Origin of the sequence: Rothia sp. HSID18069, assembly GCF_003989155.1 — a bacterium.
In the GTDB taxonomy this organism is placed as follows: Bacteria; Actinomycetota; Actinomycetes; order Actinomycetales; family Micrococcaceae; genus Rothia; species Rothia aeria.
The window spans coordinates 371,897-395,848 of sequence record NZ_RBMG01000002.1 but is presented as its reverse complement, the minus strand read 5'-3'; the positions used below and the strand labels follow the sequence as shown (position 1 = coordinate 395,848).

The following is a 23,952-nucleotide window of genomic DNA, read 5'->3' as shown; positions in this document are numbered from 1 at the left end:
AAGGAGAATTCAGGTGTTAATCAGGGAACTTCTTCCTGAACTGGATGAGGAACAATTCCAACGCCTAGCATCTTACGTATCTAGCACTTCGTTACTAGAACGGATAGGCACCACCGCATCCGAAGCGCCTGACTCCGATTTTATTGTACGGTTGTCGGCTCCGGTGTCTTCGGCACTGGGGCCGACTGCTGAACCCTCCATGTTCCACGCGCTCATCGCCCAACTGGCGGAGAATGAACGTGGAAACGTCGAACACGCCATCACCTCATCGGGCTACGCTGTAACGTCGCAGATCCCCCGTTTAACCAACCAATTCTTGGATAACCTAACGGCGCGTTTAAACAATTTCTACCTCAGACCACTGGTTGCCCACATCAAAAAGGCCTCTGCGCAGGGGCTATTGCAGGCAGACACACCGGAAGGGCGCTACGAAGACTACTGCCGCCGCTGGCACGAAGAACTAAGCGATGACTTCCACGCAAGCTACCCACTTCTGAACCGTATCCACCAGGTGACGGTGCTGCAATTTCACGCGATGATCGCCGAGATTTTCGAGCGTATCCGCACCCACGAAAACGATATCCGTGAGCTTTTGAACACCACGGATACCGCACCACTTCAGCTTGAATCTTTCGGGCTGCCCCGAACTCGTTACGGCGGCGGGCGTGCTGGCTGCCTCCTTAAGTTCACGCAGGGCACAGTGGTCTACAAATCACGCAACGTTGAGGGCGAGCGAGCATTCTGGCAGATCGTTCAAGACCTTACTCAGCAGGGGGCACCCGCTATGCGTGCCGCCCGGGTAATCCAGGGTGAGGGTTACGGCTTCATGGAGTTTATTAAAGCTGAGGAGGTAGATTTCTCAGGCGAAGACTTCTTAGAAGCCTCCGGTCGACTAGCGGGTTTGCTCTACGCATTGCAGGGCAAAGATATGCACGCCAAGAACCTGATCCCCCTGGCCACCGGGCCCGTGCCGATTGACCTTGAGACGGTGCTTCACCCCATATACATCCTCGCCGACGACACCCCTCAACCGCCTGAAGGCAGCGCCCACCTGCGAAAACTCCGTGGGATTTCCAATAGCGCGTTTCTGCCCACCCGTATTACGCGCCGCGACGCTTCCCTGGGGTACCGTGACGTCGGCTTCCTCCACGGGGAGCAAGGGAATGACCCGTTTAATGAGGTCATTGTTGAGCGTCCCTTCCGGGACGATGCTGCCGCCCGAATGAACCGCGAACCGGCCCCAGCCCCGGAGGAGAACCAAGAAGCGGCAAGCATGGTGGCACTCGTCGGCGACGAATCCAGCGCTGAGGTGCTGGAAGAGCGGCGTCTCTATGAAGCGGCCCGTGCCCGTGCCTTCGCCCGAGGGTTTACTCAGATGCACCAATGGATCTGTGAGCACCGCGAGGCGATGCTTGAGGCGGTTCGCGCGAACTTTACCGGGCTGATGCTTCGCGCCCTGCTGCAATCAACCAGGTTTTACACCCAAATCCTTAAGATGCTCAGCAGCCCTGAGGCGTTGGCATCCCAAGAAGTGTTCGCCACGGTAGGGCTGCGCGCCGCCACCCTAAGCCACAACCGCCCCCTGGATATGGTTGCGGCTGAAGCGGAAGCTCTCTGGCGGTTCGACGTACCCTTCTTCATGCACCGGACGGATGGCTCTGACATCGTATCGTTTGAGGGTAAACCGGTGGGGCTCAGCATTAAAGGCAGCGCCCTGAAAGAAACCCTGCGGCATATTGCCGCCCTTGACGAGAATGACCTAGAGGAGCAGCTCCAACAGATCTGGGCCGCCTTCATCTCACCCTACCCGGCGAACACCCTGGCCAATAGCCCGGCAGAATTACTCTCCGCCGGGGAAGACAAACAGCACGAACGGGAGCTTTGCGCCGCGATCGCAGACCAGCTGACGGGCACTCTGCGCCTAGGAGGCAGTGAGCAAGACTCCCGGACGTGGCTCGCACCTAACCCCGGGCTCTGGCAGCAGCATATTGGCGCATGGCAAACCACGGTTCTTGGGATAGACCTGTACACCGGGTCGGTCGGGCCTGCGATGGCCCTAGCCCAGGCAGCACACACGCTAGGAAACGCGGAGTACGCTCAGGCTGCGCACCGTGTGTTAGACCCAATAGCGCAGGATGTCTTCGACAAGAGGCTCTTTAGCATTCCCCCGGAGACCTGCGACGGTGTCTCAGGCGGTGAGGCGGGTATCGCGCTCTCACTTGCCAGCGCCGCAGAGTACTTGGACGACCCCCGGCTGAAAGAAGCCGCCATTATGCTTGGCGACCGGGTTGCCGCCCGTATGGAGCAGGTGGAGCATCCGATGCCGGGGTACCTGGATAATCAGGTAGGTGCCGCCACACTACTTCTGGGGTATAACCTCGCCACCAACCGCGCCGCCCTGCTGGAGGTGCTCGAAAAGCACGCCCTGGATATTGTCGCTGGCCGGGTTGAGGAGAACTGGTGGAATGTGAGCGGGTTCGCCTACGGTGTGAGCGGGTCAATTTTTGCCCTGGCCCGCTGGGGGCAGGAGATGCCCACACCTGGGCGCGCTCAACATGCTGTGAAGATTCTCCTGCAGCGGCTGAACAGTTTCAGGTGCGCGGAAGGCTGGCGGGCCCAGCTCTCCGAACGCAGCGGCACAGGCGACGCGCACACCGGCGGCACGTGGTGCTCTGGCTCTGCGGGTATCGCCCTTGCACTCGCAGCCGTACACGTGTGGATGCCGGAGTTCTCCCCGCGTACTGAGCTCGACCGGGCGGTGCAGTACGCATTCCGTACCGGAACTAGGAGTAACTTGACGTTGTGCCACGGGGATTTAGGAACCCTGGAGGTGCTCAACTGGATTATTGCTCGCGTTCCCGATGTGTCCGGCGCCGAGGATATCCGGGCAGCCGTCAAAAACGGGTACGGCCCCTCAGCTATTCGCGCGACACTTGACGATAAGTCTTCGCGGTACTCACTGACCCCGTCACTGCTGGTGGGTACCTCCGGGGTACTGTCGTGGCTGGCTCACCGTTTAGGGGGAGGGCGTTTATACACCCCCGTCATTCCTGACGTGAGTGAGGACCGGTAAAATATGGGGTTTCCAGCGGTTCTCCAAGCGGCTGCTACTGAGTGCGGGCTAGGTGTCGGCGCGTCCGTATTGCAGCATTACGGGCGGTATCAGACGATATCTGATCTGCGCCTCATTGCCGAACCCGGGCGTGAAGGCCTGAGTATGCTCCAAGTGCGCAACCTTCTCATGGCAGAAGGCATGGATGTCGGGGCGTATAAAGCTAACTCGCTGGAACAGCTGCGCGATATCGGCAAGCCGGCTATTCTGCACTGGAATAACTCCCACTATGTGGTGCTGGTACGCATCCGTAAAGACCGCGTACATATTATGGACCCCGCAACGGGGATGAAAGTTATCCCCCTTCAGGAAGCTGAAGGCTCTTTCTCCGGTAGCGTGCTGGTTCCCACCCCCCGGAAAGACTTTAAAAAGAAATCCCGAAAAGTCTTCCAAGACTGGCAGCTGAACACGTTCTTCACGAAAAAGATGTTCGCCCAGTACGCGGTTTTCGTGGTGCTGCTGGTGATTACCTACAGTGTCACGTTCGCCGTGCCGGTGGTGATCCAAAGCGTGGTGGATGCCCAACTCAGAGGCCATGAGGACGCCATTCTCGTCGCAACTATCGGCGTGGTTGTTGGCGTGGCGGGCTACTACCTGGTGTCCATCGCCCGTGCCGCGGCTTTGGCTAGTATCGTCTCGTCCATCGGGTACCAGCTGCTGGGCGGGATGTTCAAAAGGCTGCTGAAGCTGCCGCTGACCTACTTTGCGCTCCGCTCCCCAGGCGATATTCTGTACCGTCTTTCCAGCGTCAATACGCTGCGGAACTTTCTGTCCACGAACCTGACTGAGCTCGTGATTAATATCGGTACGATGATCGTGATTCTCGTCTTCATCGCCCAGCAGTCACGCGAAATCCTCATTATCACCTTCGTGGTACTCGCCGTGCTGATGCTGATCTGGTTCGTGACGGCACGCCCCACCTCCCAGGCGCTCGACGCCGAATATGCGCACGCCTCAGAGGCTCAGGTGGTCGAACTTGATGCTATTAACACTGTGGCATCCATGAAAATGACTGGTTCGGCAAGCTCCACATATGAGACGTGGCGTGAGGCGTACAAACAGTCGCTTGCCTCAATGCGCCGCCGCATGGTGCTGCAGCAGGGTGTGCTTGGTTCCGCAGCTTCCGTGGTGCAGCTGGGCGGGCCGCTGATTCTGCTGCTGGCTTCGCTTCCTCTGGTGAATCAGGGTGTGCTCACGCTCGGGCAGGCTATTGCCACCGAGGGTATTTCTGCCATGCTGTTCTCCTCTATTTCGTCAACGATGTTCGGCATTATGAACATTATTGCCGTGGACCGGGCGGTGGCGCGTATCGTTGATATTCAGCGTTACGACCCTGAGCAGGATGGCGGCACCATCACTAAGCTTGCCAGCAGTGATATTGAGCTTGAGAACGTGAACTTTACTTACCCCGGCGGAACGCAGCCCGTGCTTTCTGAGGTGTCTATTACGGTGCCAGAGGGGCATGACATAGCCCTTGTGGGCTCATCCGGGTCGGGCAAGAGCACGCTGGCTATGCTGCTATGTTCGCTGTATAGCCCAGTGTCCGGCACTATTCGGATGGGCGGGATCAATGTGCAGGATTATTCCTTGGATGCGCTTCGCTCCCACATTGGGTATGTTCCGCAGCAGTTGCAGACAAGGGGCGGCACCCTGTACGAGAACCTCACGGCGGGGCTTGATGATGGCCGAACCCGCGAGGAGATCGAAGCGGATGTGCTGAGCATGGGTATTCTGGATTTTGTGAAGGGTCTGCCCATGGGGTTTGACACGATCATGTCCAGTGATGGTGAGAACTTCTCAGGCGGGCAGCGTCAGCGCATCGCCATTGTGACGGCGCTGCTGCGGCGCCCGCGCATCCTGGTGCTGGATGAGGCAACGAGCGCGTTAGATACCACCACTGAGCGTCAGGTGACGGAGCTGATTGCACGGTATAAGTGCACGAAGGTTGTGGTGGCGCACCGTCTCTCCACTATTCGCAACGCACAGCGGATTATTGTTTTGGAGGGCGGGCGCATTATCCAGAGCGGAAGTCATGATGAGCTGATCCGGGTCCCTGGCCGCTACCGGGATCTGTACTACCTGGAGGACCCTGAAAGCATCGCACAAGAGATCCGCGCCCATGAGGCACCGCAGACTCAAGGGAAGCCGCAGGTCCAGGAACCCCAGGACGAGCAGCGGGAATACGAAGAAAGCCTGTATGACCATATGGCGTGGGTGGGGGTTGAATCTGCCCCGCGGTTTAGGTGCAGGACCTCATTCTGGAGCAGCGGCTCCAGGTACCGGGAAGCTACTGCGGCCAGGATGCATAAGGCCGCCGATAACTCCCGGTGGCTGGGGTAAGCCTGCCTTCCGGCGAAGAAATCGGTATGTGCAGGAATCTGCGGGGCATGTCAGTGAAACTAACGATACAGCTGCCATGGCATGACGGGTAAAACATGACGGCACACGCTCTCTAAACTGTGGTGAACAACCTCTATGGGGGGGGGTATTTCTGTAGCTTGGTCGTGTCTTCATGCAGCTTAGTCGATACCCATCCTGCATAGGTTCGCCGCATGTTAGGCTGTGCATGAGGTGATGTGGTGAAGCTGAGATTATGCGAGGATCCTGCCTATCAGGAACCTGAGGTGAGTATCGTTTATGCCCAGAAGGATGTGCGGGTCAGCCGCATCGTCGATTTTGTGGAATCGGTGGAGCAGCGGATTAAATGCGAAAACGGAAGCACCGACATCATGGTGAACGCTTCAGATATTTTCTATTGTGAAAGCGTTAAGAAAACAACGTTTGTGCACGTAGCAGGAAATACGTATAGGACCGACCATAGGCTCTACGACCTTGCGGAGAAACTTCAAGATTGTGGATTTGTGCGGGTGAGTAAGTCATGCATTCTCAACATTAACGTTCTTGAGAGTGTTAAACCGCTTTTTAATAGCCGCATGGAAGCCATATTAACAACCGGCGATAGAGTCTATATAAATCGCACATACCTCAAAAACGTCAAACAAGCGTTGAAAGGATACGGTGCATGAGAAAACTTGCTGTTAATATTTGTGCGACCACGGGTATCTCCCTCATTTTATTGGCCGTCATCGGTCTGTTATCAGGTGGAACGTATCTTTACCTTGTGGGAGTTTTCCAAGTCCTTACGACCAATATGATGATTCATGTGGGTATGCTGCTGGTTTCGCGCATGGCACTGAAATATCCCTTACTGGAGGCGCTTGTCGATATAGCCCTTATCCTTGTCATGATCTGCGGCAGCGGGCTGGTATTCGGCTGGTTCTCCAGCACACCGCTCTGGATCCTGTGCATTCTGGGAATCGTGATGTATGGCGCCTCAACCGCCCTGAATATTTTGCATATGCGCCGGGAGGTTCAGGAAATAAATATGCTCATTGTTCGACGAAAATTTACTTAAAACCACTATCCCTGAAAGCAAAATATTATTTTTGCGGTAATTTTTGCGCCCTAAAACCACTATATTTTGTGGAGTATTTCGTATGCGTCTTGAAAAAATTAATGTTTTATACTGCGTGCTGGCCGTGTATTGTGTATGCTTTATTTTTCGCATATATGAGTATTTTGTGCTTCGTACCGACCAGAGCTTTTGGGGTGAAGCCTTCGTTCATAAGCTGATCGGTATAGGAATTTTAGGGTTGGTGATGCAGTCCTGCTCTCTTGGAGCCCGCAGCATTGGATTTACCCGTGAGCACATAATGCGCCCTATCCTTGCCGGGCTGGGTTTCGGCGCAGTAGTTTTCGCGATTGCCTATGTCGCTGAGATAGCGCTTTTACCGCCCACCGAATTTCGCTCCCTCGACGTTTATGTGAGCACTTACGCGGTCAGCAGCAATACGGGGCATCAGACAGCGCTCATATTCTTTGTGATCTGTCTGGCGGGGAACGTGATCAACGTGGTCATGGAAGAAGGAGTTTTTCGCGGGCTTTTTCAGAAACTTCTGGGATTCCGTTACTCGTTTATGGGTGCTGCAGCCATTTCTTCGGTGCTCTTTGGCCTGTGGCATGTGATCGCTCCTGTACGGAACTATACGGACGGAACCTCAAACTTGGGCGGAGCGGTCATGAATGCTCTGATTTTGATACTGACATCAGCCGTGGTCGGATTTAAATTTGCGCTGATGACGCGCCTAACAGGCAGCCTCTATATGGCGATGGCAAACCACTGTGCAAATAATGTGATCGTGAATCTTGTGCATGTAACGTCGGTTTCCGGGGAGGATACGCTGATGTTCGTGCGGATCTCCATAGCGCAAGGGCTATCATTTCTTGTGGTGGCAGTATGGTACCTGGTGGCCTCACGCCGCGGGAGTCTTCCTGCGGCAGGGATTGAGGGGGCGCCTGCGTCACATCCGCAGCCGTGAAATTTCTGACGTTTTCAAGCGCGTATCTACACCCCCATAGGCGTATAAAAGGCTCTTTCTGAATAAAGCCGTAGTTTTCCGCCGCTTCTCTTCAAAAAGAGCCTTTTTACACCCGATATATACCCGGGATTTCAGCCAACGCTAGTGCGTGAAACCGTTAATAATACCCATGCCGAAGTAGATGACGAACACTGCGGACACCACGTACATGAGCCAGTGCACCTCGCGCCCGCGACCCTGCACCAGGCGGATAAAGGCGTAGGAGACGAACCCTGCACCAATACCGTTAGCGATCGAGTACGACAGCGGCATGAAAATAATGGTCATAAACGCCGGGATACCCAGGCCCCAATCCTGCCAGTCGATATGCACGGCCTGGCGCACCATCAGGAACCCAACAACCACCAGGGCGGGGGCGACCGCCTCAAAGGGAACAATCGTCACCAGCGGCGAGGCGATAATCGCCACCAGGAACAGCACACCGGTGACGATATTCGCCAGACCCGTGCGGGCACCCTCACCAATACCGGTTGCCGACTCCACAAAAATCTGGTTCGCAGAGCCGGATGCGCCGCCACCGACCACGGAACCGACCGCATCCACGAGCAGAACCTCGTTAATGTTCTCGACCTTGCCGTCCTTATCAATGGTGCCCGCTTCGGTTGCTAAGCCCACCGAAACACCCATGGCGTCAAAGAAGACCGAGAGCAGAATAGCGAACACCAGCAAGGATGCACCCAGCACGCCGATAGCGCCGAACGCGCCGAATCGTGCAGACCCAATAAGCGAGAAATCGGGGGCTGAGAAGGAAAAATTATTGAGCGCGGGAACGTTGAGCGACCAGCCGGTCGGGTTCCCTTTGCTGCTGCCAATATGGAAAACAGCCTCTAGGATGATCGCCAGTACGGTAGATGCCACCACGCCAATGAGGATAGCGCCGCGCACATTGCGAATAAACAGGGCGATGGTGAGGAAAAGGCCGAAAATAAACACGAGAGTAGGCCAGCCAAGCAGGTGACCGCCCACCCCAAGCGAGACGGGAACGGTGGTTCCTGCGGCATCCGGCATGCGGCGGATAATCCCGGAATCAACCAGCCCGATAAAGGCGATAAAGAAGCCGATTCCCGCCACGATCGCGGTTTTGAGGCTCTCGGGGACCGCTTCGAATACGGCGGTGCGGAAGCCGGTGAGCACCAGCACGGTCATAATAAGACCTGCGATAATCACCAGGCCCATAATATCTGCCCATGTCAGTCCGGGAGTGGTTGCGATCGTGGAGGCCAGCAGTGCATTCACACCCAGCCCCGCCGCCATCGCGAAAGGCTGCCTGGCTATAACACCCATGAGGATGGTCATTACGCCGGCGACGAGCGCGGTGACCGCGGCGACCTGCGGCACGCCAAGGGTATTTCCCGCCGAGTCTGCGCCGGTGCCGATCACCAGGGGGTTGAGGACGACGATATAACTCATAGCGAAGAACGCGGCGAGACCGCCACGAATCTCGGCGGAAATAGATGAGCCTCGTTCAGTGATTTTGAAGTAACGGTCCAGTGCGCCGCCCGATGCGTTGGGCTTGTGTGCCTGGGGAGCCGCGGTGTTCTCAGAAGACATTTCGTTGAATCTGTAGATACTCTCGTGGGACGTGGGCGCGGGTTTGCGCCGCAATAAGAAAAGCGCCGAACCCCGGCGGGATTCAGCGCTGGTGTTACCACCCTATTCTAGGTGTTTTGTTTTTCTCCCGCATCCACCTGCCGAAAAGCCGCCGGGGTGCCTAAGCCCCCGTAACGGACTTTCCGGCAGATGGAATGCTGGGAAGCTGCCTTTACCCGTGGGTGAAACCGTTAATGAGTCCGGTGCTGAAGAACACCAGGAAAACAGCCGATACCACGTACATGAGCCAGTGCACCTCGCGCCCGCGGCCCTGCACCAGGCGGATGAAGACGTAGGAGATGAACCCTGCACCAATACCGTCGGCAATGGAGTAGGCGAACGGCATGAAAATAATGGTCATAAACGCCGGGATACCCAGGCCCCAATCCTGCCAGTCGATATGCACGGCCTGGCGGATCATGAGGAACCCCACGAAAACCATGGCGGGGGCGACCGCCTCGAAGGGGACGATGGTCACCAAGGGAGAGAGGAAGACCGCGCCCACAAAGAGCGCGCCGGTGACCACGTTCGCCAGGCCTGTGCGGGCGCCAGCACCAATACCGGTTGCCGATTCCACAAAAATCTGGTTGGCCGAGCTGGAGGTGCCACCGCCCGCAACTGAGCCGAGCGCATCCACCAGCAGCACACGGTCGATGTTCTCAATTTTGCCGTCTTTATCAATGGTGCCAGCTTCGGTGGCTAGGCCCACGGTAGTGCCCATTGCGTCGAAGAACGCCGAGATGAGGATGGTGAAGATCAGCATCGTGGCGGCCATACCGCCGATGGTGCCGAACGCCCCAAATATATCTGCTGAGAACAGCAGCGAAACATCGGGTAGGGCGCTGCCGCCGCCCCATGCGGGTACGTTCAGTGACCAGCCGGTCGGGTTGTCTTTGCTGCTGCCAATGTGGAAAACGGCTTCTAGGATTATTGACAGCACGGTGGAGGCAAGCACACCGTATAGGATGGCCCCGCGTACTTTCCGAATAAATAGGGCAATGGTGAGGAACAGCCCGACAAGGAACACCACGGTGGGCCAGCCAAGCAGGTGCCCGCCCACGCCGAAGGTGACGGGGACGGTGGTGTGCGCGGCGTCTACGGTGCGGCGGATAATACCTGCGTTGACCAGCCCGATAAAGGCAATGAAGAAGCCGATACCCACCACAATTGCGGTTTTGAGGCTCTCGGGGACCGCCTCAAAGACGGCGGTGCGGAAGCCGGTCAGCACGAGGCCAGTCATGAGCACACCCGCCCACACGACCAGCCCCATAATTTGCGGCCAGGTGAGATTGGGGGTGCTGAGGATAGTGGTTGCCAGCAGTGCGTTCACGCCCAGCCCTGCCGCCATCGCAAAAGGCTGTTTCGCATAGATGCCCATGGCGATCGTCATAATTCCGGCGATGAGCGCGGTGACTGCGGCCACCTGCGGCACGCCGAGCGCGTGGCCGTTGGCGTCTTTCACGAGGCCGATAATGAGTGGGTTTAGCACCACGATATAGCTCATGGCGAAGAAGGTCGCTAAACCGCCGCGAATCTCGGCGGAGATAGTTGAGCCTCGTTCTGTAATTTTGAAGTAACGGTCCAGGGCGCCCTGCGTTGTGCGGGTTTGGGGTGCCTGGGGAGCCGCGGTGTTCTCAGAAGACATTTCGTTGAATCCGTAGATACTCTCGTAGGGTGCGTGCCCACCGGTCGGGGGCGCGCATAAGAAAAGCGTCAGCCGTGCGGGGCGTGACGCTCTTGTTACCTCATTATTCTAGGGGGTAGCAGCGCGTGTGCGCTAGTTGCTTGATGAGGGGCGGTAGTACAGCCTGTGAGTGGGCGCGCGGTGGAGGTTTTGGGCTTTACCGCAGTGGGGGAATGAGGGTGAGGCGGGGCCCGGGCTGACTGGTAAGATGAGGAATACCTTAACTTCCATGTTGGTAGGGCTACTACCGAGAATTTGAGAGGTGAATTGTGAGCGAGTATCCCCCCGCTGAGTCTTTGCCTGTGCGCCAGCGTGCCGTGGTTGCTACTGAACGCCCAGCCCGTTATGTGAAACAGCTAGGTTCGCATATGGGCCGTAAGATTGATACCGCCGAGCTGCCGGGCGGTCTGCGGCTGACGTTTAACCGTGATGGTATTTTTCGTGGCTATGGCGATCTGCTGATTGATGAAGCTAATAACGCCCTCATTATGGAGGTGCGTGCTGAGGATGAGGAGAAAGCCACTAATATTGCGGGTGTGCTGGATCGCCACCTGGTGCGCTTTGGCGAACGTGACGAGCTGGTGGTTGAGTTCCGAAGGGTGTAGGCAGGCGTTCTATATACTGCGGCACCTCCGTGGGAAAAATGAGGGCGGATACCCCAGATATTTTCTGTAAGGGGGGTGCCGCATGCTGTTTAACTGTGTACCGGGGGTGTTTGTCTGCGGGGACGGCAAGCAAGGATACTGACACAGCGTCATTGGGTTTTATTGTGATATGGGAATCTGAAAGTATTTTAAAAAATTTTACGCTACAAACTCACTAGTCAGAGCATTATTAAAATTAGTGTTAATGTTGCTTTAAGTGGTTTTATGTGGATTTTACGGTGTGTTTTCACTACACTGGGTTATAACCCACACCACCGAATCTCGGCACAAAACCCAGGAGACATACAATGAACGCCCCCATAACCACCAAGGCCGCCGAGAAGGTTAAAGTCACTTTTACGACCATCACCGACCCTTCACGTCGTCGCCTTAAAATTGCGGTACTTGTTGGTATCATTGCCGGGTTCTTTTCCGGCATTATTAAATTTGGCTGGGAGGTACCGTTCCCGCCCCGCACCCCCGAACGCAACGCGACAAATCCGCCGCAGGCCCTTCTGGAAATGTTCGGTTTCTCACCTGAAACCACACACCAGACTTACTCATACCTGGGTAATGACCTGCCGTATATGAGCTTCATTGTGCACTTCGCATTCGCTATTTTCTTTGCGGTGCTCTACTGTGTGGTGGCTGAATATTGGCCCAAGATTAAGCTCTGGCAGGGTGTGGCTTTCGGCATTGTGCTTGATATTCTCTTCCACGTCATCATTATGCCCGCAATGGGAGTTGTGCCCGCCCCGTGGAACCAGCCTTTTGGGGAGCACTTCTCTGAGTTCTTTGGGCACATCCTCTGGTTGTGGTCGATTGAGCTGGTCCGCCGCGACCTGCGTAACCGCATTACCGGTGAACCCGATGCAGAGTACCCGGTGACTGCCCGCTAAATCACTGAGTGTATCGTAACCGGTATACGGCTGTGCCCCGCATGAGCGTCTCATGCGGGGCACAGCCGTATTGGCATATATAAGGAATAAAAATATATGAGCTATTGCTCGCTTTCCCTTTTTTAGCCCATCCTAACCGCTGTGCCCGGTAGAATGAACGAGGACTAAAAAGAGAGCTCGCCGCCGCACCAGCCTGAACCGTGTACCGGGGCGAACTTTGAAAGGAAAAATACGTGTCTGAAGCTACCCGCCCCCTGCGCGTCGCTGTTATTGGCGCAGGCCCCGCTGGCATTTACGCCGCTGACCTCATCACCAAATCTGAGGAAGTACGCTCTGGAGCCGTTGAGGTTTCTATCGACATTTTTGATCGTTACCCCGCGCCCTTCGGGCTGATTCGTTACGGTGTGGCGCCCGATCACCCGCGTATTAAGGGCATTATTACCGCCCTGCACAAGGTACTTGACCGCGGTGATATTCGATTCTTCGGCAATGTCGAATACGGTAAGGATTTGAACCTTGCCGACCTGCGCGAGCACTACGACGCCATTATCTTCGCGACCGGCGCTATTCACGATGCACCTCTACCCATTAAGGGCATCGACCTGGACGGTTCCTATGGTGCCGCCGACTTCGTCTCGTGGTATGACGGTCACCCCGATTACCCGCGCACCTGGCCGCTGAACGCGAAGGAAATCGCGGTGCTTGGTAACGGCAACGTGGCGCTGGATATTGCGCGTGTGCTCTCTAAGCACGCCGATGATCTGCTCGTCACCGAAATTCCCGAGAATGTGTACGAAGGGCTGAAATCTTCGCCCGTGACCGATGTGCACGTCTTTGGCCGCCGCGGCCCCGCGCAGATCAAGTTCACCCCCTTGGAGCTGCGCGAGCTTTCACACTCCCGCGATGTCGATATTGTGCTCTACGAAGAGGACTTCGAGTTCGACGAGGCTTCGGATGAGGCTATTCAGACGAATAACCAGGTGAAGACCATGATGAAGACCCTCACCACCTGGCTTACCGACCAGGAGGAGGGCGAGCAGACAGCATCGCGCCGCCTGCACCTGCACTTCCTGCAGTCCCCGCACGAGATTCTGGGTGAGGACGGCAAGGTCGTGGGCATCCGCATGGAACGCAATAAGCTTGACGGTCAGGGCGGTATCGAGGGCACCGGCGAGTTCGTGGACTACCCCGTGCAGGCTGTGTACCGGGCGATCGGTTATTTCGGTTCTGAGCTGCCCGAGGTCGGCTATGACGCTGATAAGGGCGTGATTACTAACGTTGAGGGCCGTGTGGTCGATGAAAACGGCGAGCACGTGCCCGGCCTGTACGCTACCGGGTGGATTAAGCGCGGACCGGTGGGTCTGATCGGCTCCACCAAGGGCGATGCGCTTGAAACCATCACGCACCTGTTGGAGGACCGCGAGAACCTGTACACCGCTGCCGAACCGGATGCGGAGACCTTCAGCGATTACCTGGATTCTAAGGGTATTCGCTACACCACCTGGGAAGGCTGGCACCGTCTGGACGACCACGAAAAGGCGCTCGGTGCGGCATCACAGGATGCAAAGGGTGAACCGCGTGAGCGTGTGAAAGTCGTTGACCGTGATGAAATGATTCGCATTTCACGTGGTGAATAGTTAACGGTAAACCATAACAATTCCCCCGCCCCTCAAATGCTGAGGATGCGGGGGAATTTTATGTTAAATATACGCTGCACATGCATAAAATATCGACTTATGGATACAAAAAACCCCGCATTTATCATAAAATGCGGGGTTCCGTTGCAGTTGGTTTTATATTGCCCACTGGGAAATGATGCTCGCAAGGAGAGCAGCATTCTAAGCGTGCACCTGGCAACTACGCCTAGGTTTTATGGTGAACTTACCATTCCTAAAAGTCCCGATATACTCCTGAAGTTTTTAGTTACTTCGGTAGCCTCATCGGTAGCGTCCCGGCTGGGAGACGCGCGGCCCTTGGCGCGCCTTTTGAGGACGCAAACAGGGGGATTCTTCAATAGAATCGGTGTGTTCACTTATCGGTGATATATATGTGCGGTGACATTACCTCAAGGGGCGGAAGATCCCCTCTTTTTGGTTCCCTGGAGAACCTCACATCCCATATCTTAGGCGCTTTTTTAGGCTGATTTCAAGCGAATTTAAGGGGGTTTTGAAGGGCTTTCATATAATCCCTAGTCAATCGGATGAGGTATATGAAATCTTTATAAAACTTTTTCCGAAGGCTATAAAGCTACTCTTGCACCTTCGAAGAGAATCCCAATAAACCCACAAAAATACCCATATGCACTCAATATATAGAAGATAAAAAGCATAAACATAAGATGCATAATTATTTCGACACTCACACCTCAGTGCCTGCTGGCCCCGTGTTTATATCTGTACGTCGCAGGGCGTCGCTGGCGGTCCTCCTGCTCTTGAAGGTGCCTGGGCGTGTGTAAAAAGCCGCTGCAGTGAATAATAAACCCACATGGGTTGTTGGAGGGGCCTTGTTGAGATGGGACTGGGGGTATCGTCAGCGAAGAAAAGGCCTAGCTGGGTATACGTTCATAAAAATATTAAAATTTTTCTACCGCATGGAAACCCCTTGTATAATGCTCTGACAAGGAAAAACACTAGTGATGTACAACCCATTAAGGGGGTTTGTGAGACCCCGGGCACGCGGGAACCTCAAAACCGGTTTGCGCACCCCTCAAATCTGTCATAGACTAATTGAGGTTCGAACAACGGGATGAGAAATGAACCCGTTCGCATCGACTAGGCCCCCATCGTCTAGCGGCCTAGGACGCCGCCCTTTCACGGCGGTAGCACGGGTTCAAATCCCGTTGGGGGTACTTGCAAACCTCATGTTTGCAAAGCCAAGTTGAAGAAGCAGATACCTGCCGAATCCAACAAGGCCCCGTAGCGCAGTTGGTTAGCGCGCCGCCCTGTCACGGCGGAGGTCGCGGGTTCAAGTCCCGTCGGGGTCGCACAGGCCGCGTATTCAGATGATTTATCATCACGAAGCACGCGGTCGTTGCGTATCTAATACGCAAGGCTCTGTAGCTCAGTTGGTAGAGCGTGCGACTGAAAATCGTAAGGTCACCGGATCGACGCCGGTCGGAGCCACAATCCGCCCTCCAGGCTTCTACAGTGGGGGCGGATTTTTTCTTTAACCACGGGCTGCTCCCAACCCGTGCACCCTATAGTCTGATGCCCGCCCTCGTACATGGGCCCGTGCCCTTCACCCTCTGCTCACAAGGTTCTTTATCTGAATGACACGGCGAAAAGTACGCTTCATCCTAAGGCTCTTTTGCCCCGAAAGAGGGGAGAACTGCGCCAGGCAGACGGGTAAACACGCCGGTTCGTTTCAATTTCCCGGAATTTTCGTTAGGGTAGAGGCGTTGTGTTATTTGAACAACACCTGTACACACGGCGGCAAAACCGGCGCATACGGAAGAGATCGAATGCCAGCATCCACTCCCCAAGACACCATACCGTCGAACTCCGCGCAGGCAACACGCACTGCGGGAATCGAATTCTCCCAGGTCACCAAACGCTACGGCGCTAACACCGTGGTCGATAACCTGACTCTGAGCATCCCCGCCGGTGAAACCACCGTTTTCGTCGGTTCCTCAGGATGCGGTAAAACCACCACCCTGCGCATGATCAACCGCATGGTCGAGCCGCAGGAAGGCGCAGTCACTATCGGCGGGCAAAATATTGCAGACCAAGACCCCTACAAGCTGCGCCGATCCATCGGGTACGTCATGCAAAGCGGCGGGCTGCTGCCGCATCGTACCGTGCTTGAGAACGTTATGACCGTGCCCCTGTTGAACGGCACCTCCAAACCGCAAGCGAAAGAACGTGCTCTTGACCTTTTGGGTACCGTGGGTTTGGACGCGTCCTTAGCGCAGCGCTACCCGGCCCAGCTTTCCGGCGGGCAGGCCCAACGTGTGGGAGTCGCGCGGGCTCTCGCAGCGGATGCCTCCATTTTGCTCATGGACGAGCCATTTTCTGCGGTCGATCCGATCGTGCGCACCGAACTGCAGGAAGAACTTTTGCGCCTGCAGGGCGAGCTGCATAAGACCATTGTTTTCGTAACCCACGACATTGATGAGGCCCTATTCCTCGGCGATAATATTGCGGTCTTCGCCCCCGGCGGCAAGCTCGCCCAATATGGCGCTCCCGAAGAGATCCTGACGAATCCCGCCAATGATTTTGTGGAATCTTTCGTTAGCCAGTCTGTGGGTGCCCTGCTGCCTGCCGATGTGATGCGCCAGGTGCGGTATATTCGCCGCGAACGCTACCGCCGCACACGCGAATCCGCAGTATCGGGCGAGGGCGCCGCATCAACCTCTGGGCGGGGATAGTATGAACCTGTTGCTGGCAGATTCGATGCACTGGGACTGGTTGGGAAATAACATCCAGCGCGTCCTTGATTTGACTCTCAATCACCTGTACCAGGGCATTATTCCGGTACTTGTGGGAACCGCCCTGTCGATTCCGGTGGCGCGGTATGCGAGCCGCCGCCGCGCACGGGAAGACGGCGCAAAAACCTACCGGAGTGGTGCGCACGCCCTGGTGCACGGCTTCGGGCTGCTCTACACAATCCCGTCGATCGCACTCTTCGTGCTCATGCCGCTGATTCTAGGAACCAGCATTATTTCGCCGGTGAACGTGCTCGTGGCGCTCACGATCTACACGATGGCGCTGATGGTGCGTTCCGGGGTAGACGCTTTTAACGCGGTTCCCGAGCACGTAGTGGAGTCATCGCGCGCCCTGGGATACACCCCGGCTCGTGCGTTTTTCACGGTGGAATTACCGCTCGCTTTGCCCGTGCTTTTTGCCGGTATCCGTGTAGCGACGGTGGCGAATATTGCGATGGTTTCCGTGGGCGCGGTTATTGGTGTTTCTTCGCTCGGCACGCTTTTTACCGACGGACTGGCGCGTAGTATCCCTGCCGAACTTATCACGGGCGTGGTGCTCAGCGCCGTCCTCGCCTACCTCGCTGATGCGCTTCTTGCCCTCACTGCACGGCGCCTGACCGCCTGGAGGACCGCATGAATGTTATAGAACGCACCTTCGCTTTTCTGGGTGATGGTGCCAACTGGCAAGGGCCTCAGGGCATTCTTGCGCGCACCATTGAGCATCTGGGCATCACCGTGTTTGCGGTTGCGATTGCCCTAGTGATCGCTGTGCCTTTGGGGCTGTGGGCTGGGCATACACGCCGCGGCGGGCACGCTCTGCTGGGATTTACCGCCGCTTTGCGCGCCCTGCCTGCTCTGGGTCTGCTGACCCTGCTGGCTCTCTGGTTTGGGGTTAACGCGATTCCGCCGCTCGTTGTGCTCGTGATTATCGCGGTGGCACCCCTGCTGGCGCATACCCTCGAAGCCGTGACCGGGATTGACCCGGATGTGGTGGATGCGGCACGCGCCCAAGGCATGACCGAAGGGCAGATTCTTCGCCGGGTTGAGATTCCTCTGGGTCTTCCGGTGTTTATGGGCGGTCTGCGCAGCGCGGTGCTGCAGGTGATCGCGACCGCGACTATTGCCGCCTACATTAATGGGAATAACCTGGGCCGGTACCTTTTTGATGGGCTCGCGGTGCGGGACTATCCGCGCATGCTCGTGGCAACCCTGCTGGTAGCGGTACTCGCCTTCGTGGTGGATGCGCTCATGGCCCTAGCACAGCGGGCCGTGACCCCCGTGCCCTTGCGGGGTGGAGGCGGGCGCGGCGGCGCATCCAAACATCATGGGCAACCGAAACACGAGAGCGCACTGGATGCAGCAAACTCGCACACGGAAGGGGCGCACGCATGAACCTGGTGCATCGCCGAAACACAAATGATCGTTCTTTTCTATCCGGAAAGAGCTCGAAAAGCCGCGGAACGGCGGAGACCGGAATGGCACGCGGCGTTACCAGGCGGCGGGCATTGGGTGTCCTCGGTGCCTTCGGGACGTTAGGAGCGCTGAGTGCCTGCGGGCTGAGTGGCGAAAACGTTTTCGGCGGTGAACACGACGGTATTATCGTTGGGTCAGCAGCGTTCGCAGAGTCGCAGATTCTCGCCGAAATATACTCCCAAGCGCTAAATAAAAACGGGTTTAAATCGAGCACCCAGCTGGGGATTGGCGCGCGTGAAGCCTACCTGGGGGCGCTCACCTCCGGGGCTATCGACGTGGTTCCCGAATACTCGGGCAACCTACTGCTGTATCTTGACGAGAATTCCACAGCGCAGACTAAACAAGAGATTCTGCAGGCGCTCGGTGGGGTACTTCAGGACAACCTCAAAGCGCTGGATGCCTCGCAGGCGGAAAATAAAGATACCCTAGTCGTCACTCAGCAGACCGCCCAAAAATACAATCTGCACACCCTGGATGATATGGCGAAGGTCTGTACCGAACTGAAGATTGGTGCCGCTCCCGAATTTGCCGAACGCGCCTACGGAATTCCGGGGCTCAAAGATAAGTACGGGTGCGTGCCGGCGGAATTCGTCTCGCTTGCAGACGGGGGAGGGGCACTCACCGTCAAAGCCCTGCAGGATAACACCGTGCAGGTTGTAGATTTGTACTCGACCACCCCGGCAATTACACAGAACAATTTTGTGATGCTCGAAGACCCAAAAAACATGATCCCGGCGCAGCAGGTACTCCCCATTATCAACACCAAACGGGTACCCGAGGATGCGCAGGCGGTGCTGAACCGCATCAGCGCGGTGCTGACGACCGACGATTTACGCTCGCTCAATGACGAGGTATCCGGCGATAAGAAACTGGACCCATCCACGGCAGCGGCAAACTGGCTCAAGGATAAGGGGCTGTTGTAGCCTTTCTTCCTTTTCTGCGCTGGACTCTGATTGCCGCTTGATTCTGGTGCTCAGCATATGCGGTTGTGGAGATGAACGGAGAGGAGTCTAAGCGACCGGGAGTTCCGTGAGGGAAAGGCCCACCCGCAGGTCACCGAGCGCATCCGTCAGGTATTCGATGCCAGCCTCTAAGGAATCCAGCACATCCTCGCCCGCGCTAGAGACTACCACCGACGTCACAATACGCCAGCCAGCCTTACCCTTCGATGGCACGCTGAACCTGCCTGAACCAACAGTCTGTGCTCCCTCATGGATCCCGGCGAGCGCCACCTTGCCCCGCCCGGATGCGGGCACCACGCCCACCGTAAACCCGCCCGCATAGTAGGGGCGCGCAAACCCCAAATCTGGGTCAAGCGCGTGCCCATCGGCGGAATCGTCACGAGTGAGGGAGCACAAGAAGGAGCGTACTGCATCCAAAATCTGCCGTTGGGATGCGCCGCCCGGCACCCGCGCCACGTCAACCCGCACGCTCAGAAGCAAGTCAAGGTCGGCACGTTGGAAGGTTTCGGAGGGCATGTAATCAAAACTCATGCTCCCACTTTAACTGCGTTTTAAACCGCGAGCAGGTCGTTTTTGCCGAACAGGTGGAAAAACACACCTGCTCGCGCATGTAACCATACCTGTAAATGCCCATGTAACCGAGCAATTAATCTGGCGATCTAAGAAGAAACGATGGGCTCTTCCACGATCAAAGCCAACGATTCGTAGGGACGCAGCGTAACCTCAACCTCGTGGGGACCGGAGCCGGAAACACCACTAACACGACCGAGCGGATTCTTGTAATTACACAAAAGCACCCGTGCAGACCGTGCGTCCGCTGGAGCTTGCGAGCTTTCACCGTCAGTGAGCGCATCCAAAACCTCGCCCGGCATGAACTCGGCAGGAACACCCACCGTTGTCTCGTCCCCAAAGAAATTATTGAGCACCAACAGCCGCGTGCGCGTGCCTTTAGCGATATGTTCACGCAGGTACCCGAAGACCCGCTCATGGTCGAGCGTATAGGGCGCATAACTGCCCTCAGAAATCACGGGGTACTGCCCGCGCAGGCGAATCAGCTCGCGATAGTACGGCAAAATCACGCCGTCACGTTCCTCATCCGCCACCGAAATACCCGCGCCGGTTGCCGCATCCACACTGGGGGCGGGCGTCAGCCAGGGGGCGGCTGTACCAAAACCAACCGCGCCGTGTTCCCCACCGGCACCAGACTCCCACTGCATGGGAACACGCGAATTATCCCGCGCCTTGGCACGCACAACCTCAAGCGCCTCGCCCTCCGAGAGTCCCCGCGCACGCAGGGTCTTAAAAGCGTTATGAGCCTCAACATCCACGTAGTCGTCAATCGAAGAATACACCGGGTCAATCATGCCGATCTCTTCGCCCTGATAAATATAGGGAGTGCCGCGCAGCAGGTGAATCACGGTCGCCAGCATGGTCGCAGATTCCGCCCGATACCGCTGAACGTCACCAAAACGGTTGAGTGCGCGCGGCTGATCATGATTATTCCAAAACAGCGCATTCCACCCGCCGCCCGCCTGCATGCCCAGCGCCCAATCGTTGAGCAGACCCTTCAGCTCAGCAAAGCGGAACGGCACCTTCGACCACTTCTCGCCGTCCTCATAATCCACCTTCAGATGGTGAAAACTAAACACCATATCGAGCTCGCGATTCTCAGGGTTGGAGTAGCCCACGCAGTTCTCGATGCTCGTCGAAGACATTTCACCCACGGTCACGGTATCCCCATACCGCCCGAAAGATGCGCGGTTCAGCTCCCGCAGACGCGTGTGCACGATGGGCGTGTCGGTATACAGGGTCTTATCGATAACCCCGGCGGGCGCATCCTCAAGCTCTTCGGATTTGCCGATCACGTTAATGACGTCGAAGCGGAACCCGCGAACACTCTTGTCATACCAGAAATTGACGACCTTATAGAGTTCCTCACGCACGGCGGGGTTGTACCAGTTCAGATCAGCCTGTGTGACGTCGTAAAGGTGCAGATAGTACAGCGGCACCCCCGATTTGTCCCGATAAACCTTACCCGCCGTATCGGTAAAAGGCGCCCAGGCCGAACCGCCAAATTTTGACTCCCAGTTCGTGGGCGGAACCACCGTGCCGTCAGACTGAACCCGCCCTGGGCGAAGATAGAAATAACCCCAGTACTCGCGCTCGCCCGCCTGCGCCCGCCTAAACCACTCGTGTTCAGTCGAAACATGGTTGAGCACCATATCGAACATGACTCCGATGCTGTGCTCCCCGAAAGCGGCGATCATCTCCTCAACTTCCTCCATCGTGCCCAGCTCGGGGTGAATGGCATAGTAGTCGGAAATGTCGTAGCCGTTATCGTGCTGGGGTGAGGCGAAGAACGGGTTGAACCACACCATGCCCACCCCCAGCGATGCCACATAGGGCACCTTCTCGATAATGCCGCGAATATCGCCGGTTGGCCGCCCGTGCGCGGAATAGAACGACTTCGGGTAGATCTGGTAGATCACGCTGTTACGGAATGACATGATGCCTCACGTTATTATCTGCATTAGAAGGCGGGGTGCCGAACCTGGGCACCAATTTCGCCGGATTTAAGGGGCTGCGCGTTCACCCTGTGAAAACTCTGGTGCCTACGATTTTCCCCTACCAGCTTAGGGGGCATAATAGGTAAACATCTGAGAAATACGGGGTGGTACCCGAAAATGGGGAAATCTGCCGCAGATCCGGCATCGCCTCACCCGCACACCAGGGCACCTACCGCGCCCGGTGCGCAGATGCGCCCCACGCCCGCTCTGGCTGCAAACCAAAGCTACCCTTCGCTGAAGAGACGTGCAGTGCGGGCGTAAAATCTATTGATGCATCACAACGGAAGGTAGAGACAATGCCCGAATTACGCTCACGCACCTCAACTCACGGTCGCAATATGGCGGGTGCCCGTGCCCTGTGGCGCGCAACCGGCATGGGTGATGATGATTTCGGCAAACCGATTATTGCGATTGCCAACTCTTACACCCAGTTCGTGCCCGGTCACGTGCACCTGAAAAATATGGGCGACCTGGTGGCTGGCGCTATTCGTGAGGCCGGCGGCGTGGCGAAAGAATTCAACACCATCGCGGTTGATGACGGCATCGCGATGGGCCACGACGGCATGCTCTATTCCCTGCCCTCACGCGACCTCATCGCCGATTCGGTCGAATACATGGTGAACGCTCACCGTGCGGATGCGCTTGTATGTATCTCGAACTGCGACAAGATCACCCCCGGCATGCTCTTGGCAGCGATGCGCCTGAATATCCCCACAATTTTCGTGTCGGGCGGTCCCATGGAATCCGGCGAGGGCATTGAAGGCGTTGTGGAGCACCGCCTGGATCTGGTGGATGCGATGGTCATGGCGGTGGACGATTCCGTGAGCGATACTGCGCTCGCCCAAGTTGAGAAGAACGCCTGCCCCACGTGTGGTTCCTGTGCGGGCATGTTTACCGCAAACTCCATGAACTGCCTGAACGAGGCGATTGGTCTGGCGTTGCCCGGCAACGGTACCACGCTTGCGACCCAGATCGCGCGTAAAGAGCTGTTTTTGCAGGCGGGGGAGCGTATTGTTGGCCTGGCGAAGCGCTACTACGAGCAGGATGACGAGTCCGTTCTGCCCCGTTCGATCGCTACCAAGGAGGCATTCGAGAACGCTATGGCGCTGGATGTGGCTATGGGCGGTTCCACCAACACCGTGTTGCATATTCTGGCGATTGCCCATGAGGCGCAGGTCGATTTCACCCTGGACGATATCGACCGTATTTCGCGGCATGTGCCCTGCCTGGCGAAGGTTGCACCGAACTCTACGAAGTATCACATTGAGCATGTGCACCGGGCGGGCGGTATCCCCGCGCTGCTGGGCGAGCTTGACCGCGCCGGACTGCTCAACAAGAACGTTCATTCTGTTCATGCGGATTCGCTGGATGAATGGCTTGCCGAATGGGATATCCGCTCCGGTACCGCGAGCGAGCAGGCTCAAGAACTGTACCTTGCCGCACCCGGCGGGGTGCGCACCACGCAGGCGTTCTCGACCGCGAACAAGTACGAATCGCATGAGACGGACGCCGAAAACGGGTGCATTCGCGCTGTGGAGCATGCTTACACGAAAGACGGCGGTCTGGCGGTTCTGCGCGGTAATATCGCCCAGAACGGTGCGATCATCAAGTCCGCCGGTATTGATGAAGAACTTTTCCACTTCGTGGGTAAGGCATTTGTGGTTGAGTCGCAGGATGAAGCCGTGTTTGAGATTCTGTCGAAGCACGTGAAACCCGGCGATATTGTGGTGATTCAGTATGAGGGCCCGAAGGGCGGCCCCGGCATGCAGGAAATGCTGTACCCCACCTCGTACCTGAAAGGCCTGGGCCTGGGCAAAAGCTGCGCACTCATTACCGACGGGCGTTTCTCGGGCGGTACTTCGGGCATTTCGATCGGTCACGTTTCGCCGGAGGCTGCCGCCGGTGGTGCTATCGGTCTGCTGGAAACCGGTGACGAGATCGAGATTGACGTGCACAACCGCATCCTGCGGGCGAATGTGCCGGACGAGGTTTTGGAGGCGCGGCGCAAGGCGAAGGGCGCCCTCCCGTGGAAGCCCACCAAGCCGCGTGAACGTCAGGTCTCGAACGCGCTGAAGGTTTACGGGATGCTGGCCGCCTCTGCCGATAAGGGTGGGGTGCGCATCCTCCCGGAGGGGTACTAAATAGCCTCTCCCGATTGG

The 23,952-nt window shown here is 56.8% G+C and carries 17 protein-coding genes and 3 tRNA genes; 16 read left to right on the top strand and 4 right to left on the bottom strand.

Annotation, left to right across the window (positions count from 1 at the left end; translation table 11 throughout):
- The first annotated feature begins 13 nt into the window (after positions 1-13).
- From lanM to D8M41_RS07445, 5 genes are all read left to right on the top strand, one after another.
- Positions 14-3,073, top strand: coding sequence for a type 2 lanthipeptide synthetase LanM (gene lanM, locus D8M41_RS07465; protein WP_006888423.1), 3,060 nt, complete (start codon positions 14-16; stop codon positions 3,071-3,073).
- 3 nt (positions 3,074-3,076) lie between these two features.
- Positions 3,077-5,452 carry a peptidase domain-containing ABC transporter gene (locus D8M41_RS07460; RefSeq protein ID WP_006888614.1) on the top strand — a complete coding sequence of 792 codons (2,376 nt, stop codon included), beginning with the start codon at positions 3,077-3,079 and terminating at the stop codon, positions 5,450-5,452.
- Positions 5,453-5,736: 284 nt separating this feature from the next.
- Positions 5,737-6,138 carry a LytTR family DNA-binding domain-containing protein gene (locus D8M41_RS07455; RefSeq protein WP_198430012.1) on the top strand — a complete coding sequence of 134 codons (402 nt, stop codon included), beginning with the start codon at positions 5,737-5,739 and terminating at the stop codon, positions 6,136-6,138.
- A complete protein-coding gene (locus D8M41_RS07450) occupies positions 6,135-6,527 on the top strand; it encodes a hypothetical protein (RefSeq protein ID WP_037232940.1) in 393 nt (130 codons plus the stop codon). Before D8M41_RS07455 ends, D8M41_RS07450 begins: the two co-directional genes overlap by 4 nt.
- An 82-nt stretch (positions 6,528-6,609) precedes the next feature.
- Entirely contained in the window at positions 6,610-7,491 is an 882-nt protein-coding gene (locus D8M41_RS07445) for a CPBP family intramembrane glutamic endopeptidase (RefSeq protein WP_006888449.1), read from the top strand.
- Between the two features lie 141 nt (positions 7,492-7,632).
- On the opposite strand, the gene D8M41_RS07440 is transcribed toward D8M41_RS07445, so the two are convergent.
- Both D8M41_RS07440 and D8M41_RS07435 read right to left on the bottom strand, forming a co-directional pair.
- A complete protein-coding gene (locus D8M41_RS07440; protein WP_006888601.1) occupies positions 7,633-9,102 on the bottom strand; it encodes an NCS2 family permease in 1,470 nt (489 codons plus the stop codon).
- Positions 9,103-9,313: 211 nt separating this feature from the next.
- Positions 9,314-10,786 carry an NCS2 family permease gene (locus D8M41_RS07435; RefSeq protein WP_126926706.1) on the bottom strand — a complete coding sequence of 491 codons (1,473 nt, stop codon included), beginning with the start codon at positions 10,784-10,786 and terminating at the stop codon, positions 9,314-9,316.
- Positions 10,787-11,094: 308 nt separating this feature from the next.
- On the opposite strand from D8M41_RS07435, the gene D8M41_RS07430 reads away from it, so the two are divergent.
- The 10 genes from D8M41_RS07430 to D8M41_RS07385 all read left to right on the top strand — a co-directional run bounded on the left by D8M41_RS07430 (position 11,095) and on the right by D8M41_RS07385 (position 19,187).
- Positions 11,095-11,430 (top strand): DUF2218 domain-containing protein, encoded by a 336-nt coding sequence (locus D8M41_RS07430; RefSeq protein WP_006888504.1) that lies wholly within the window; start codon positions 11,095-11,097, stop codon positions 11,428-11,430.
- A 347-nt stretch (positions 11,431-11,777) separates the two neighbouring features.
- Entirely contained in the window at positions 11,778-12,368 is a 591-nt protein-coding gene (locus D8M41_RS07425; protein ID WP_006888385.1) for a YagU family protein, read from the top strand.
- Between the two features lie 233 nt (positions 12,369-12,601).
- Positions 12,602-14,005, top strand: a complete 1,404-nt coding sequence (locus D8M41_RS07420; protein ID WP_023133615.1) for an FAD-dependent oxidoreductase — start codon at positions 12,602-12,604, stop codon at positions 14,003-14,005.
- Positions 14,006-15,143: 1,138 nt separating this feature from the next.
- Positions 15,144-15,216, top strand: a tRNA-Glu gene (locus D8M41_RS07415).
- A 61-nt stretch (positions 15,217-15,277) separates the two neighbouring features.
- Positions 15,278-15,351 (top strand) — tRNA-Asp (locus D8M41_RS07410).
- A gap of 66 nt (positions 15,352-15,417) precedes the next feature.
- Positions 15,418-15,490, top strand: a tRNA-Phe gene (locus D8M41_RS07405).
- 338 nt (positions 15,491-15,828) lie between these two features.
- Complete coding sequence (locus tag D8M41_RS07400; protein WP_126926705.1) at positions 15,829-16,734, top strand: ABC transporter ATP-binding protein; 906 nt, start codon at positions 15,829-15,831, stop codon at positions 16,732-16,734.
- A 1-nt stretch (position 16,735) separates the two neighbouring features.
- Entirely contained in the window at positions 16,736-17,428 is a 693-nt protein-coding gene (locus D8M41_RS07395; RefSeq protein WP_094758626.1) for an ABC transporter permease, read from the top strand.
- Positions 17,425-18,183 (top strand): ABC transporter permease, encoded by a 759-nt coding sequence (locus tag D8M41_RS07390; protein ID WP_126926704.1) that lies wholly within the window; start codon positions 17,425-17,427, stop codon positions 18,181-18,183. The genes D8M41_RS07395 and D8M41_RS07390 overlap by 4 nt, the downstream gene beginning before the upstream one ends.
- A gap of 83 nt (positions 18,184-18,266) precedes the next feature.
- On the top strand, positions 18,267-19,187 hold the full coding sequence (locus D8M41_RS07385) for an ABC transporter substrate-binding protein (protein ID WP_193901407.1): 921 nt from the start codon (positions 18,267-18,269) through the stop codon (positions 19,185-19,187).
- An 87-nt stretch (positions 19,188-19,274) separates the two neighbouring features.
- Here the strand turns inward: D8M41_RS07385 and D8M41_RS07380 are convergent, their stop codons facing one another.
- Together D8M41_RS07380 and D8M41_RS07375 are read right to left on the bottom strand one after the other, a co-directional pair.
- A complete protein-coding gene (locus D8M41_RS07380; protein WP_126926702.1) occupies positions 19,275-19,757 on the bottom strand; it encodes a hypothetical protein in 483 nt (160 codons plus the stop codon).
- 128 nt (positions 19,758-19,885) lie between these two features.
- The gene (locus D8M41_RS07375) at positions 19,886-21,733 is read right to left on the bottom strand and encodes an alpha,alpha-phosphotrehalase (RefSeq protein WP_126926701.1); all 1,848 of its coding nucleotides are present in this window, start codon (positions 21,731-21,733) and stop codon (positions 19,886-19,888) included.
- Between the two features lie 356 nt (positions 21,734-22,089).
- Here D8M41_RS07375 and ilvD point away from each other — a divergent pair, with 356 nt between their 5' ends.
- Entirely contained in the window at positions 22,090-23,934 is a 1,845-nt protein-coding gene (gene ilvD, locus D8M41_RS07370) for a dihydroxy-acid dehydratase (protein ID WP_126926700.1), read from the top strand.
- Positions 23,935-23,952: the final 18 nt, after the last annotated feature.